The 13,623-nt window shown below is 75.6% G+C and carries 14 protein-coding genes; 7 read left to right on the top strand and 7 right to left on the bottom strand.

Annotated features, from left to right (window positions below):
* The first annotated feature begins 92 nt into the window (after window positions 1-92).
* From AC069X_RS03825 to AC069X_RS03815, 3 genes are all read left to right on the top strand, one after another.
* Window positions 93-1,007 (top strand): ATP-grasp domain-containing protein, encoded by a 915-nt coding sequence (locus AC069X_RS03825; RefSeq protein WP_478724730.1) that lies wholly within the window; start codon window positions 93-95, stop codon window positions 1,005-1,007.
* Window positions 1,004-1,843 carry an ATP-grasp domain-containing protein gene (locus tag AC069X_RS03820; protein ID WP_478724728.1) on the top strand — a complete coding sequence of 280 codons (840 nt, stop codon included), beginning with the start codon at window positions 1,004-1,006 and terminating at the stop codon, window positions 1,841-1,843. Before AC069X_RS03825 ends, AC069X_RS03820 begins: the two co-directional genes overlap by 4 nt.
* Window positions 1,844-1,946: 103 nt before the next feature.
* Window positions 1,947-2,678 (top strand): hypothetical protein, encoded by a 732-nt coding sequence (locus AC069X_RS03815; RefSeq protein WP_478724727.1) that lies wholly within the window; start codon window positions 1,947-1,949, stop codon window positions 2,676-2,678.
* Between the two features lie 12 nt (window positions 2,679-2,690).
* Here AC069X_RS03815 and AC069X_RS03810 read toward each other — a convergent pair whose 3' ends face one another.
* Both AC069X_RS03810 and AC069X_RS03805 read right to left on the bottom strand, forming a co-directional pair.
* Window positions 2,691-3,542, bottom strand: coding sequence for an alpha/beta fold hydrolase (locus AC069X_RS03810; protein WP_478724725.1), 852 nt, complete (start codon window positions 3,540-3,542; stop codon window positions 2,691-2,693).
* Window position 3,543: 1 nt separating this feature from the next.
* Entirely contained in the window at window positions 3,544-4,632 is a 1,089-nt protein-coding gene (locus tag AC069X_RS03805) for a DUF2330 domain-containing protein (RefSeq protein WP_478724723.1), read from the bottom strand.
* Between the two features lie 155 nt (window positions 4,633-4,787).
* Between AC069X_RS03805 and AC069X_RS03800 the strand changes: the two genes are divergently transcribed.
* On the top strand, window positions 4,788-5,267 hold the full coding sequence (locus tag AC069X_RS03800; RefSeq protein ID WP_478724721.1) for a hypothetical protein: 480 nt from the start codon (window positions 4,788-4,790) through the stop codon (window positions 5,265-5,267).
* A 103-nt stretch (window positions 5,268-5,370) separates the two neighbouring features.
* Here AC069X_RS03800 and AC069X_RS03795 read toward each other — a convergent pair whose 3' ends face one another.
* From AC069X_RS03795 to AC069X_RS03775, 5 genes are read right to left on the bottom strand one after another with little or no spacing between them, the layout of a single operon-like run.
* Window positions 5,371-6,030, bottom strand: a complete 660-nt coding sequence (locus AC069X_RS03795; protein ID WP_478724719.1) for an HAD family hydrolase — start codon at window positions 6,028-6,030, stop codon at window positions 5,371-5,373.
* Window positions 6,027-7,145, bottom strand: coding sequence for an ABC transporter ATP-binding protein (locus tag AC069X_RS03790; protein ID WP_478724717.1), 1,119 nt, complete (start codon window positions 7,143-7,145; stop codon window positions 6,027-6,029). Before AC069X_RS03790 ends, AC069X_RS03795 begins: the two co-directional genes overlap by 4 nt.
* Window positions 7,146-7,150: 5 nt before the next feature.
* Window positions 7,151-8,047, bottom strand: a complete 897-nt coding sequence (locus tag AC069X_RS03785) for an ABC transporter permease (protein ID WP_478724715.1) — start codon at window positions 8,045-8,047, stop codon at window positions 7,151-7,153.
* Window positions 8,035-8,937 (bottom strand): ABC transporter permease, encoded by a 903-nt coding sequence (locus AC069X_RS03780; protein WP_478724713.1) that lies wholly within the window; start codon window positions 8,935-8,937, stop codon window positions 8,035-8,037. The genes AC069X_RS03785 and AC069X_RS03780 overlap by 13 nt, the downstream gene beginning before the upstream one ends.
* A complete protein-coding gene (locus tag AC069X_RS03775; protein ID WP_478724711.1) occupies window positions 8,937-10,103 on the bottom strand; it encodes an ABC transporter substrate-binding protein in 1,167 nt (388 codons plus the stop codon). The genes AC069X_RS03780 and AC069X_RS03775 overlap by 1 nt, the downstream gene beginning before the upstream one ends.
* Before the next feature lie 291 nt (window positions 10,104-10,394).
* Between AC069X_RS03775 and AC069X_RS03770 the strand changes: the two genes are divergently transcribed.
* The 3 genes from AC069X_RS03770 (at window position 10,395) to AC069X_RS03760 (ending at window position 13,596) form a co-directional block, all read left to right on the top strand.
* Window positions 10,395-11,147: a GntR family transcriptional regulator gene (locus AC069X_RS03770; RefSeq protein WP_478724709.1), complete on the top strand. Its 753-nt coding sequence runs from the start codon at window positions 10,395-10,397 to the stop codon at window positions 11,145-11,147.
* Window positions 11,148-11,286: 139 nt separating this feature from the next.
* Window positions 11,287-12,309 carry a hypothetical protein gene (locus AC069X_RS03765; protein WP_478724707.1) on the top strand — a complete coding sequence of 341 codons (1,023 nt, stop codon included), beginning with the start codon at window positions 11,287-11,289 and terminating at the stop codon, window positions 12,307-12,309.
* 54 nt (window positions 12,310-12,363) lie between these two features.
* Window positions 12,364-13,596, top strand: a complete 1,233-nt coding sequence (locus AC069X_RS03760; protein WP_478724705.1) for a hypothetical protein — start codon at window positions 12,364-12,366, stop codon at window positions 13,594-13,596.
* The last annotated feature ends 27 nt before the right edge of the window (window positions 13,597-13,623 follow it).

Raw genomic sequence — 13,623 nt, 5'->3', positions numbered from 1 at the left:
TGGATCGGTTTCGGGGCTATGCCATGGCATCCTGTGACGTCACCACTCGCCGGACGGAATCGGCGGACGTCCGGGGAAAACGGGGAAGGTCCATGAGGCTCTGCTTCCTGGTGGAGGAGCTCTACCGCCACGACGGCATGCCCAACGAGGTCGTCCGGCAACTGACCGCCTGGGGTCACCAGGTGGACGTGATCCGGCCGGGCGGCTCCCTGCTGCGCATGGACGCCCTGGTCCGGGCCGGCACGCACGACGCCTGGGTGCTGAAGACGGTGTCCGGCGGTCCTGGGCTCACCCTGCTGGAGGCCGCCGCCGCCACCGGGACCACCACCGTCAACGACGCCCGGGCCATCCGCGGGGTCCGGGACAAGGCGCTGGCCGCCGCCCTCGGCAGCGCCCGGGGGCTGCCGCTGCCGCCCACCTACGCCCTCGCGCGGCCCGAACTCCTGGCGGGCCTCCCGGACACCGCGTACCCGCTCGTGGTCAAGCCCGCCGACGGCAGCTCCGGGCGGGGCGTGCACCTGGTGCCCTCGCCCGACCGCCTGGCCGCGCTGCTGCCCGGGCTGGCGGGCGAGGGCGTGCTCATCGCGCAGCCCTACGTACCGAATTCCGGCACCGACCTCAAGGTGTACTGCGTCGGCGGGGAGCTGTACGCCACCGAGCGCCGCTCCCCCCTCCACCCGGACTCCCCCGTCCGCGAACGCCGCGTCCGGCTGCCCGCCGAGGTGGCGCGGATCGCCGCCCGGGTGGGCGAGGTGTACGGGCTGGACCTCTACGGGGTCGACGTGCTGCTGGGCCCCGACGGGCCGGTCGTGGTCGACGTCAACGACTTCCCGAGTTTCCGCCAGGTGCCGGACGCGGCCGCGCGGGTCGCGCGCGCCGTGCTCGACCTGGCCCGCTCGGGCGGCGACCGCCCGGCCGCCGCGCCCTGCCCGCCCGCGCGGCCGCACCCCCTGCCGCTGGCCGTACCCGCGCAGGCGGCGGGGGCGAGGGCGGGCGACGGCGCGTGAGGATCGGCCTGATCACCCCGGACGCCGGGCACCCGCTGCTGGCCGCCACCGCCGGGCTGCTGGCGCCGGAGCACGAGGTACGGGTGCTGGACCCGCGGGCCGGGGCCGCCGCGGCGGCGGCCGGGGCGCGGGCGGACGTGTACCTGCTGAAGGCGCGGACCCCCTCGGCCCTGGCCCTGGCCCGGGAACTGGAGCGGCACGGGGCGCCCGTACTGAACTCGGCGGCGGCCACCGCACGCTGCCAGGACCGCACCGGGATGGCGGAGCTGGCCCTGCGGGCCGGCCTCCCCTTCGCCGCCACCCGCACCCACGCCTCGCTGGCGGAGGTGGCCGAGCTGGCCGAGTCGGCCGGGCGCGCGGCACCGGCGCGGCCGGGGGCGGCCGCGGAGCCCGCCCGTCCGGTGGTGGTCAAGAGCCGGCACAGCCGCAAGCACGACCTGGTCGCCCGGGTCGACGGCCCCGGCGGACTGCGGGAACTGGCCGCCGCCGGCTGGGAGCGGGAGCCGGTCGTGGTGCAGCCGTTCACCCCCAACAACGGCTGGGACCACAAGCTGTACGTGATCGGCGACCGGGTCTTCGCGGGCCTCCGGCGTTCCGAGCTCGCCGACGGGGACGGCGGGCCGGAGCGGCCGCCGGCCGCGCTGCCCGGGGGCTGGGCCGAACTGGCCCTGCGGGTGGGCGAGGTCTTCGCCCTGGACGTCTACGGCGTGGACCTCATCGCCACGGGCGGCGGCGAGCCGCTCATCGTCGACGTCAACGCCTTCCCCGGCATGCGCGGCCGGCCAGGCGCCCCGGAGGCGCTCGCGGCCCTGGCCCTGCGCCGAGCCGCCCGGTAGGCCGTGGCCCGGGCGGGAGCCGGGCAGTCGGGCGGAGCACGGCGGGTCGGCGGGGCGGTGTGCGTAGACTCGCCTCGGCGCGACCCATGACGACGAGGATTCCATGCACCCCGCCGACGAAGACCCGCAACGGCTGGACCCGGCCAGCCTCCACAACGCGAGGACGACGATCGTCCAGCTCCTCGGCCGGGCGGGGGTTCCCGCCGGTTCCGCCGAGGAGCTGATCGGGCTCGTCGAGGCCGGCGTGCTCGCCACGGCCCTCCGGCAGGTCGAGGAGGCCGCAGGGGCCGCTCCCGCGGGGAAGGGCGAACTCTACGAGTCGGGCTGGCTCGACGGCGCCCGCGCCCTCACCGGCGAACTCGGCGACATCGCCGAACGGGCACTGGGCCGGGCCGTCGGCGCCGGGACGGCGGAGAACTCCCCCGGGGCCCGGCCGCCCGTGCGCAGGATGGAGGTGGAGCGGGCGCAGGTCGCGGTGACGCCCCTCTACCTGTCCTTCAGCGCCGTCTCCGACCTCGACCCGGAGGTCTCCGAGCAGGTGCTCACCGCCGTCCTCGGGACGATGAGCCCCCGGCAGCGGGCCGGGTACGCGGGCCGGCTCACCCGGTTCGCCGACTCCCACCGTCCCGGTCTGGCCCGGCTGTACGCGGAGTACGGGCCCGGCAGCGCCATCGCGCTGCACGGCCGTTACTCCCTGCTGCACTCCCCCACGAGCCTCGCCGTGCTGGAGCGGCTCGCCGCCTCGCCGTCGGCGCTGCGCGAGGAGTGGGACGCCGCCGAGCTGCCGCCCTCGTGGCTCGACGGGCTCACCTCGACCTGGAACCCTTCGGCCTGACGGCGCCGGCCCCTACGGGAGGAAGGCCGCGACCGCGCCGCCGAAGCCGGCCGGGTCGTCCAGCCACGGGAAATGCCCCGCGCCCGGCTGGACGGTGAGCGCGGCGTCCGGGAACAGGGCGGCGTACCCGGCCATCGCGCGCGGCGGTGCCGCCACGTCGGCCTCGCCGGCCAGCAGCAGCACCGGCGCCGCCAGCCCGGCGAGGGCCTTGCGGGTGGCGTCCGGGTCGAAGGCGCCCTCGGCCCCGTACGCGGCGGCGGCCTCCTGGTTCTTCTGCCCGGCCTCGGCGGCCCGGTGGGCGCGGGCCGCGTCGTCCCAGCGGCCGTACCAGAAGGGGGCGATGGCCTCCATGGTGGCGGCCGTGCCCCGGCCCGCGACGAGTTCCTCCAGGGCCGTGTACGCCGGCTCGAACCAGGGCTCGGCGGCCCGCAGCCGGGCGGCCTCCAGCCGGTCGTCGCCGGTGACGGGGACGCCGACGGCGAAGACGCTGGGCGTGACGAGCAGCAGCCGGCCGACGCGTGCGGGGTGGCGGGCCGCGTACAGGGCGGCGAGGTTCGCTCCGGCGGAGTGCGCGAGCAGGTCGAGGGTCTCCAGGCCGAGGTGCTCGCGCAGGGCCTCGACGTCGTCGACGAGCCGGTCGCAGCGGTAGCTCGCGGGGTCCCCGGGGACCGCTGAGCCTCCGGTGCCGCGCAGGTCGAGGCGGATCAGCCGGCGGTGCGGGAAGAGGCCGTCGAGTCCCGCGAGGTAGGCCGAGTCCTGCATGGGCCCGCCGGGCAGGCAGACCAGCGGGGTCCCCTCCCCGCTGGTGTGGCAGGCGAGGCGGGTTCCGTCGTTGCTGGAGAAGGTGATCACGGTGGGGACCATGTCAGGCGCGTTCGGGCAGGTCAAGCGGGTTTTCCCGGCCGTGGGTCCGGGACGGCCGGCGGCCGCGCGCGGCGAGGAGGACGGCGGTGGCCGCCGCGGCCGCCAGGACGCCGCCGACCGTCAGCAGCCAGACCGGGACACCGCCCGCCGTGAGCAGTTCGTCGTGGTGGACCACCCGCCGGTACGGGGTGTCCTCGGCCGCGGCGCGCAGTTCGTGGTCCCCGTCGATGCGGGACGGGTCCGGGAAGCGCTGCTCGATCGCGGTCAGGAAGACCGGCTTGCCGCCGGTGAGCCCGCCGAGCGCGCCCCGCGGTTCGACCGTCCCGGCGAAGGTCACCTCGGGCGTGGCCCCGCCGATCGCGGAGCCGGGCTCCATCCGGTGGCCGGCGAGGACGTACAGGCCGAGGGACTGCGGGGTCCGGGCCAGCCGGGAGAGCCGCATCGGGTAGACCAGGCGGGCGCTGTCGAAGCGGATGCGCAGCGGGTCGAGTTCGCCGCGCAGGGTGCGGCCCGGCTCGCGGGGGGCGAGGCGTACGGCGACGTACTCCCACTTCTGGTCGACGTACGGCTTCAGTTCGCCTGCCAGCCGGTCGGGGAGCTCGAAGCCGTTGTCCTCCAGCCAGGTGCGCAGGGCCCCGGGGTCGGTGGCGGTCAGCCGGGCCACGTCGAAGTCACCGAGCCGCTCGCGGCCGACCACGCCCACGGGTTCACCGGCGCCGGCGCCGGGCGGGGCGGCGCCCGCGGTGTCCCGGCCGCCGGAGGAGAAGGGCCAGTCGCGGTCGCGCGGCCAGAAGTAGGTCCGCGTCCGGTGCTCGGGGCGGGTGAGCTCGGTCAGCTCGCGGAAGAGGGCGGGGTCGCCGAGTTCCACCGAGGCCCGGCCCGGGACCGGCATGATCCAGGCGGCGCGGCGGGCGTCGCCGCCGACGGTGAAGCGCATCACGATCTCTTCGGTCCGGCCGTCCCAGCGCACGACGGAGCTCTCCCGGTCGACGCCGATCCGGGAGGACCCGTCGGGCACCATCGCCCCGCAGCCGCACGCGTGGGCGGGGCTGATCAGCGCGCCGAGCTGGGTCGCGAGCAGGGCGAACAACAGTGCCAGGGTCCTTCTCTTCGTCCACACGGGGTCTCAGACGTGGCTGCCCGCCGACCGGTTCCGCCCGCTGCCGCCGGGCGGTCGGTCCGGCCGTCCGGCCCGCGGACAGCCTCCTCGACCGGGCCCGCACCCCGCTCCCATACTTGGGCCTCATGAGAGGGAAGGAACCGCCGCGCACCAGCCCGCTGGTGCCCGAAGCCGTGCGGGAGACGATCGCGCGGTACGACTGGGAGTCCGTCGTCTGCGGCTGCGGCCGCTCGGCGGGGCACCTCGAAGCCACCCTGTGGGACGCGGCCGAGGGGCACCCGGCGGCCTACCACGCGCTGGAGGGGCACGTCTTCGCCCGGTCGCGGCTGTGGCCCCCGGCCCCGGCCGCCTGCGCGGTGCTGATGGCCGTCTGGTCGGCGGGGCCGCCCCGGCTGGCGACCCGCGAGGCGCTGCTGTGGACGCTGCTGGCGCTGCTGAACTCGGAGGACGACGGGACCCCGTACGAGGCGGGGCTGTACGGGCAGTGCGCCGCCCACGTCCGGGCCGGCCTGCCGCTGCTGCGCGGGGGCAGGGCGGGCCGGCCCGGTTCGGTGTCGGCCGCCTACGCCGAGGGGATCGCGGACCTCATCGCGCTGTGCGCCTGATCCGCGTCGCGGCGGGCGCCTGATCCGCGTCGCGCCGTGCGCCTGATCCGCGTCGCCCCGTGCGCCCCTGCGCCCGGCCCCGGTCGCCGCGCACGCCCAGGCCTCATCCCGCCGTGCGCCCGAGGCCGCCCAGCAGGGCCGGGGTGACCTCCTCCAGGGAGGCGGCGAAGGTCCGGGCCGGCGAGGAGGGCACGCCGAGCAGCGAGGGGACGACCAGGACCGGGCAGCCGGCGGCCTCGGCGGAGGCGGCGCCGTCCGGGGAGTCCTCCACCGCGACGCACTCCCCCGGCGCGCGTCCCAGGCGTTCGGCGGCTGCCCGGTAGGGGTCGGGGTGCGGCTTCGTGCGTGCCGTGTCGTCCGCCGAGAGGGTGAACGCGAAGGGGACCTGGGCCAGGGCGCCCGTCACGACCTGGTCGACGACCAGCCGGGGCGAGGCGCTGACCAGGGCGAAGGGCACGCCCTCGGCCTCCAGGGCGGCGAGCAGCCGGAGGGCTCCGGGGCGGACGGGGGCCCCGGCGGCGACCCGGCGGAAGAAGCCCTCGGTGAGTTCGGCGGCCACGGCGTCGGCCGTTCCGGCGCGGGCGGCCCGTACGAGGTGGGCGGCGGTGTCGGCGACGGCGCGGCCGACGACCTCGGGTGCGTCGGCCGGTCCGAGCGTGTGGCCGAGCCGGGCGGCGGTCTCCTCGGTGGTCCGCCACCACAGCGCCTCGGTGTCGACGAGGGTGCCGTCCATGTCGAAGAGGACGGCGGCCGGTGCGCTCACGCGGTCCCCGCCTCGACGAGGACGGGCCGTTCGGCCGGGCGTACGCGGGCCCGCGTGCCGGGCGCCAGCTCCGCGGCCTCGCGGGAGGGCAGGTCGGCCTTGACCCGGGTGCCGCCGGGCAGTTCCAGGTGGAGGCGGGTGACGGCGCCGGAGAAGGAGGCCGACAGGACGGTGGCCTCGCCGTCGGGATCGGCGGCCACGGTGAGGTTCTCGGGGCGGACCAGCACCCGTACCCCGGAGGTGGCGGGGGCGGGGCCGTCCACGGGCAGCCGGACGCCCGCGACCTCGACCCGGCCGGTGCCGGTGAGCCGGCCCGGCAGCCGGTTCATGGTGCCGACGAAATCGGCGACGAAGGGCGTGGAGGGCCGTTCGTAGAGTTCGGCGGGGGCGGCGCACTGCTCCAGCTTCCCGGCGTTCAGCACGGCGACCCGGTCGGCCATGGACAGGGCCTCCTCCTGGTCGTGGGTGACGAAGACGGTGGTGATGCCGAGGGAGAGCTGGAGCCGGCGGATCTCCTCGCGCAGGTTGGACCGTACCTTGGCGTCCAGGGCGGAGAGCGGCTCGTCCAGGAGCAGGACGCGCGGGCGCAGGGCCAGGGCGCGGGCGAGCGCGACGCGCTGCTGCTGGCCGCCGGACATCTGGTGCGGGTAGCGGTCGCCGTGTTCGGGGAGGCCGACCAGGTCCAGGAGTTCGGCGGCGCGTTCGCGGCGGCGGGCCGCGGGGACCTTGCGGACGCGCAGGCCGAAGGCCACGTTCTCGCGGGCGTTGAGGTTGGGGAAGAGGCTGTACGACTGGAAGACCATCCCGGCGTCGCGGCGGTTGGCCGGGACCCGGGTGATGTCCTCTCCGTCGACCAGGACCTCGCCGGAGTCGGGCTGTTCGAAGCCGGCGAGCACGCGCAGGGCGGTGGTCTTGCCGCAGCCGGACGGGCCGAGCAGGGCGAGGAGTTCGCCGGGTTCGACGGTGAGGTCGAGGCCGTCGAGGGCGACGGTGGGACCGAAGGCCCGGCGCAGCCCGCGGAATTCGACGCGGGCGCCCCCGGCGGGGGCGGATCCGGCCGGTTCGGACCCGGCGGGGCCGGCGGGCTTCCTGGCCGCGGGAACGGTGGTGGACATGTGGGTCAGTGCTCCTTGCGGGAGGTGGCGGGTGCGGACGCCGTGGTGGACGGGGTGGTTCCGGCCCGTGAGAGGGCGAGCAGCAGCAGCCAGGTGATGAGGAGGCTGAGGATGGAGACGGCCACCGACATCCGGGCCTGGGATCCGGAGATGGAGACGATCCACACCGCGAAGGGCCTGAAGCCGAGCAGCGAGGCGATGGTGAACTCGCCGAGGACCAGCGCCAGGGTGAGGAAGGAGGCCCCGGCGAGCGAGGCCCGCAGGTTGGGCAGGAGCACGCGCAGGACGACGTGGGGCCAGCTCGCGCCGCAGCTGCGGGCGGCCTCGACCAGGGTGGGAACGTCGACGGCGCGCAGGCCCGCGTCGAGGGAGCGGTGGACGAAGGGCAGGGCCAGGACCGTGTAGGCGAGGACCAGGACGACGGGGAACTTCTCGTTCTGCACGGCCAGGAAGGTCTGGTAGAGCGGGGTCCGCGACAGGTGTTCGGGTCCCCAGCGCAGCACGGTGGTGATGCCGGTGACCAGGGCGATGGGCGGCACCACCAGCGGCAGCGTGCACATGACCTCCACCACGGGCCGCAGCCTCGGCGAGCCGATCCGTACGGCGACCAGCGCGGGCACGGCGAGCAGCAGGCACAGCGCGATGGTGGCGGCGGCGAGGCCGAGCGAGAGGAGGAGGCTCTCGCTGAATCCGTCGGCGCCGAGCAGCCGGGTGTAGGCCTCGAAGGTGACGCCCTGCCCGGGGACGTGGACGGTGAAGACGAAGGAGGCGATGAGCGGGAGCAGGAAGTACGCGCCGGCGAGGGCGAGTACGGCTCCGCGCCAGACCCGGGGCCGGGGGCGGCGGGCCCTCGCCGCGGCTGCCGGGCGGGGAGGCGGGGCGGTTTCGGTCATCGCAGCCATCGGGCGCTCCGTCGCTGGAGGGGCAGGTAGACCGCCATGACCAGGCCGGCGATCACGGTCATGTCGAGGCCGAGGGCGAGCGCCACGTTCTCCTGGCCGGTGAGCACGTTGCCGGAGAGGGCGTCGGCGATCTTCAGGGTCACCAGGGGGACGGAGCCGCCGACGAGGGCCGCCGCGGTCGCGTGGGCGGCGAAGGCGGTCCCGAAGAGCAGGACGAACCCGCCGAGGAGGGTGGGCGCGAGGACGGGCAGGCCGACGTGGCGCCAGAACTGCCATCCGCTCGCACCGTTGTTCTGGGCGGCCTCGCGCCACTGCGGGCGCAGCCCGTCGAGCGCGGGGACGGTCACGAGCACCATCAGGGGGATGAGGAAGTACAGGTAGACCACGGTGAGGCCGGTGAAGGAGTACAGGTCCCAGCCGAGGCCGGTGAGGTCGGCGAGCCGGGTGACGACCCCGGAGATCCCGGCGGTGGCGATGAACGCGAAGGCGAGCGGCACGCCGCCGAAGTTGGCGAGGACGCCGGAGGCGGTCAGGGCCGCCGAGCGCAGGGCGGTGGAGCGGGAGGTGGCGAGGGCCTGTGCGATCAGGACGCCGAGGACCGAGCCGAGCAGTGCCGTCAGGGCGGAGAGCTGGACGCTGCCGGTGAGCGAGCCGAGGTAGGGGCCCTGGAGGGAGCGTGCGAGGTGCTCGCCGGTGACGTGGGTGGCGCCAGTGGCCGGGTCGGTGCGGGTGACCGCGCCGAAGGCGATGGCGCCGAGCGGGAGTCCGAAGCAGAGGCCGGTGAAGGCGAGGAGGGGGAGGGCGGCGAGCCAGGTGCGCGGGCCGCGCCGCCGGCGGCGGTCGCCGCCGGCGGTCCCCGTCCAGTGAGGGGTGGTGGTGGGGGCGGACATCAGCTGAGGGCCTTGTCCCACTTCTCGGCGAGGGTGGCCTTGGCCTTGTCGAGTTCGGCGGAGGCCGGGAAGGAGGGGGTGCCCTGGACCTGCGGGAGCTTGGCCACGGCGGCCTTGTCGGCGGTGCCGTCCTGGGTCATGCCGGGGAGCAGGACCGGGCGGGCGTACCCCTTGAGCCAGATGTTCTGGCCCTCGGTGCTGTAGAGGAACTCCATCCACAGGCGGGCGGCCGCCGGGTGGGGGGCGTCCTTGTTGATGGCCTGGGAGTAGTACTGGGCGTAGACGCCGTCGGCGGGGACGATGGTCTTCCAGTCGACTCCCTTGCCCTTGAACTGCTCGGCGTAGCCGGCGTTGAGGTAGTCCCAGTCGATCGAGATGGGGGTCTCGCCCTTCTCGACGGTGGCCGGGGTGGACTCGACGGGGATGAAGTTGCCGCTCTTGCGCAGCTGTCCGAAGAAGTCGATGCCGGGCTGGATGTCGGCGAAGGAGCCCTTGTTGGCGAGGGCGGCCGCGTAGACGCCGCCGAAGGCGGAGCCGGACTTGGTCGGGTTGCCGTTGAGGGCGACCTTGCCCTTGTACTCGGGCTTGAGCAGGTCGGCGAAGGTCTGCGGGCAGACGGGGATCTTCGCCGCGTCGCAGCCGATGGAGACGTAGCCGCCGTAGTCGTTGTACCAGCGGCCGTCCGCGTCCTTCTGGGAGGCGGGGATCTTCTCCCAGGCGGTGACCTTGTAGGGGGCGAAGAGGTTCTCGGCGGCTCCGCTGCGGGCGAAGGCGATGCCGAGGTCGAGGACGTCGGGGGCGCGGTCCTGGCCCTTGCGGGTCTTCACGGCGGCGATCTCGTCGGAGCTGGAGGCGTCCGGGTTCTCGCTGGAGATCTTGATCTTCGGGTACTTGGCCTGGAAGGCCTTCAGCATCTCGCCGTAGTTCGCCCAGTCCGGGGGCAGCGCGATGACGTTGAGCTCGCCCTCCTTCTCGGCGGCCGCGACGAGGGCCTCCATGCCGCCGAGGTCGGCGACGGAGGTGGCGGTGCCGGGCTGGCCCTTGGCCTTGCCGTCGGCCGCGCCGGCGGCGGGCTGGTCGGGGGCGGCGCCGCACGCGCTGAGCGTGGTGAGGACGGCGGCGCCGAGCAGGACGGCCGCACCGCGACGGGCGGGGGAACGGAACACGGTCTCTCCCGGAGACTAAGGGGGCTTCACCTGTCAGGCGTCGATGGGGCTTCACCTGTCGGGCATCACTTGTCTGAACAAGTTGGCTCCAGTTCGCCCGGGTCCCCTGTACGGGCGGTGAACGGCGGCTGGACCGCGGAGCACGGCTCGACGAAAACACGAGAATGGCCGGAAGGAGTCGTGACAGAGCCTGCTGGAATGATCACGGGCGGCGTTCGTCCGCCGGCGGGCGCACCATGGTGCCCGGGCGCGCGGCGCCCGTCGGGACAGGGGCATCAGGGGGCGAACGCCATGAGAACGGTCCGGTATCTGGAGATCGCGGAGGCGCTGCGCGCGGCGATCCTGTCCGGGGAGTACCCGGTGGGCGCCCGGCTGCCCTCGGAGAGCGATCTCGCCGCCCGGTGGTCCGCTTCGCGCGGCACCGTCCGCCAGGCCGTCGCGACCCTCGCCGCCGAGGGGCTGGTCGGTTCCAGCCAGGGCGCGCGCAGGATCGTCCTGCGCCACGAACGCCGGCACGGCTTCGGCGAGCTGAACAGCTTCGCGCAGTGGGCCGAGGGGGTCGGCCACCAGGCCCGCAGCCGCTTCCTGTCGCGCACCCGGCGCCCCGCGACGGCCGAGGAGGCGGAGCGGCTGGCGCTGGCGCCGGGCACGGAGGTGCTGGCCGTACTGCGGCTGCGGCTGCTCGACGGGGAACCCACGATGGTGGAGCGCACCGCGTACGCCGACTGGGTCGCGGCGGCCGTCGAGGCCCTGCCGGAGGACTGCCGCTCGGTGATGGACAGCCTGGCGGCGGACTCCGGGATCGTGGCCCAGTACGGCGAGCACCTCATCGACGCGCTGGCGGCGGGCAGCGAGGACGCGCGGCTGCTGGAGATCCGCCGCGGCAGCCCGCTGCTGCGGCAACGGCACGTCTCGGCCACCCGCACGGGCCGCCCGATCGAGTGGTCCGACGACCGCTACCGCGCGGGAAGCGTCACTTTCAGTGTGAGCAACTCGGCAGTAGCAACCCCGCTGGAACGACACCCCGCCGGCGGGGACCGCTGAACGCCCCCGGCGGAGCGGCCCGGGCCGCGGGCGTGTGTCCCGGGCTGCCGGTGCGGAACTCCTGACAGGGCGCGGTCGCGCGTAGGAGGATGTCCCCGGCCGGGCCGGGGCAACGGCCGGGCGCCGAAGGGGGGATGGCGTGGCGGAGTACCTCGTCCGGGAAGGGCGCTGGGCGCTGTGGCTGGTCTGCGGCTGCTATCTGGTGGTCGTGTACATCACCAGCCGGGGCCTGATCGCCGCCCCCCGGTACCGCCTGCTCCAGGCGCGCATCCACGACTGCCGCGCCCGGATCGACGTGTGCGCGGCCGGGCCGGCGCAGGGGTCCGCCGCGCTCGCGGCGGTCACCGGCCGGCTGGACCGGCTGGAGAGGAACGGCCAGGTGGCGTGGCGGCTGCTGCCCCGGCGCTGGGTCGTCGCCATCCCGCTGTCCAAACTCGCCTCCGCCTGGCGGGTGCTGCACGAGGCCGAGAGCCAGCTGCTGCGGCTGGAGGGCCCCGAGGAGATCACCCTGCGCAGCCGCGCGCTGCGGCTGCGGCTCGCCTCCGACCAGGACCCGGCGAACGACCGGCTCGCGGCGGAACTCACCGCCCACGGCGGCGACCCGGCCGCCGAGCGGGCCCTGCTGATCGCCGTCACCGAACAGCTGGCCTGGCAGGAGGACGGCGAGTTCGAGAGGGAGTACGAGCTCCAGCGGATCGCGCTGTGGCTGGCCCTCATCGGCCTCGGCGCGGTGCTGCTGATCGGCCTGGTGCTGGACCACCGCCTGTCGCTGCTCCTCGGCGGGCTGGGCGGGTTCCTGTCGCCGCTGATCGGTGTGATGCGCGCGCAGCGGCCCGCCTCCTGGGGCGTCCTCGTGCTGGCGCCGGTCGGCGGGGCGCTGGCCGCACCGGGCGGGCTGCTGCTGGTGCGGATGCTCGCCGACCCCGAGCTGAACCTGCTGGGCCAGGTGTTCCTGGACAACTCCTGGGGCGCGCCCGCCCGGCCGGTCTCCCTGGCGATCGCCCTCCTGTTCGGCTTCTCGGGCACCCTGTTCTCGCGCCTCGCCCTCGCGGCCACCGGGCAGCTGATGCCGGTCGCGGGCCGCGGCACGCCGCGCACCGCGCTCCCGGCCCGGACACCGCCCGCGACGCCCGCCCCGAGGGGGCAGGGGAGCCGGGTGTAAGGCCCTGCCGTCACATCGGTGGGAGCCGGGGGCCCGGCCGAGTAGCATCCCCGGATGTTCACGACGATCAGGGGTCTGACCCCCGAGGCCGGGCGGACCGACACCGCCGGCCTGCGCGCCCACGACGCCGACGCCCTCGCGCGGTGCGCGGTGGACGGCTCACAGCCGTGGTGGCGCCGCAAGGCCTGCGTACAGGCGCTGGCCGGACGGGTGCCCGAGCGGCGGGTGGCGCGGCTGATCGGCTGCCTCCAGGACACCGGTGACGTGAACGAGGTGCGCATCGCCCTGCTGGAGCTCCTCGCCGACCGCTCCGAGCTGCTGCCGTGGCTACGCCACGAGGACCGGGAGCGGGACGACACGTACGGCATGGCCGAGGCGTTCCTGAAGGCGCGCGGGGCGCTCGGCGACCTCACCGCGGCGGGGCCCCTGGCCACGCTCGCCTTCAGCCCGTGGCGCCACCGGCGGGAGACGGGCGAGGCCGGGCTGGAGGAACTGGCCTCCCGGTACGGGGAAGCGGCCGTGGCGGCCGGACTGGGCGGCACCCGGCCCGAGGACCGCTGGTTCGGGATCCGGATGCGGGATCGCGCCGGGGAGGACGTCCTCGACGCGCTCGCCGACCCCGACCGGACCGTCGCGTACCGCGCCCAGGCGCTCCTGGCCGACCCCGGCCCGCTGCACGGCTACCTCGCCCGGGTTCCGGACGAGGAGGCGAGGGTGTGGGCCGTGTTCGCGCTGCACCGGCTGACGGGTGACACCGCCGGGGCCCGGCGGTCGTACGAGGCGCTGGGACGGCCCCGCGTGGAGGTGGCCGGCCTGGACGAGGAGCTGCGTACGGCCATCGTCCACGAGTACGGGGCGTGGGCGGAGGAGGCGAGCGATCCGCGGTGGCGGGTCGAGGCCCTGTGCGCGGAACCACCGCCGGAGCCCGGTCCCGACGCCGAGGCCGAGCGCGCCGAGGGGTTGTCGCGGGCCACGGCCGCGCTCACCGCCGCGGGCCTCTCGCCGCGTCCGCCGGTCTCCTGCGGGGAGGCACACCGGCAGGGCGGCGGCACGTACGACGTGATCGGCTACGGGAAGGACGGCGCCGAGGTCCACGTCAGTACGCTCGGCCCGTTCGCCGCCGCCCACGGCGACGACCCGGCGGTCCGCCTGGCCCTCGAAACGGCCGGCTTCCGCTGGATCGACGAGGCCGTCGGCTCGATCACGGTCACCGGGCTCGGGGTCTACTACTTCGGCGGCCGCGCCCCCTTGGACGTCCGTACCCTGCTGTTCTACTGGCAGGACTAGGCACCTCGTCACGTTGCCGTCGCAGCC

It is taken from the genome of Streptomyces sp. NPDC043896 (genome assembly GCF_056435605.1).
This window is presented reverse-complemented; position numbering and strand designations above follow the sequence as displayed.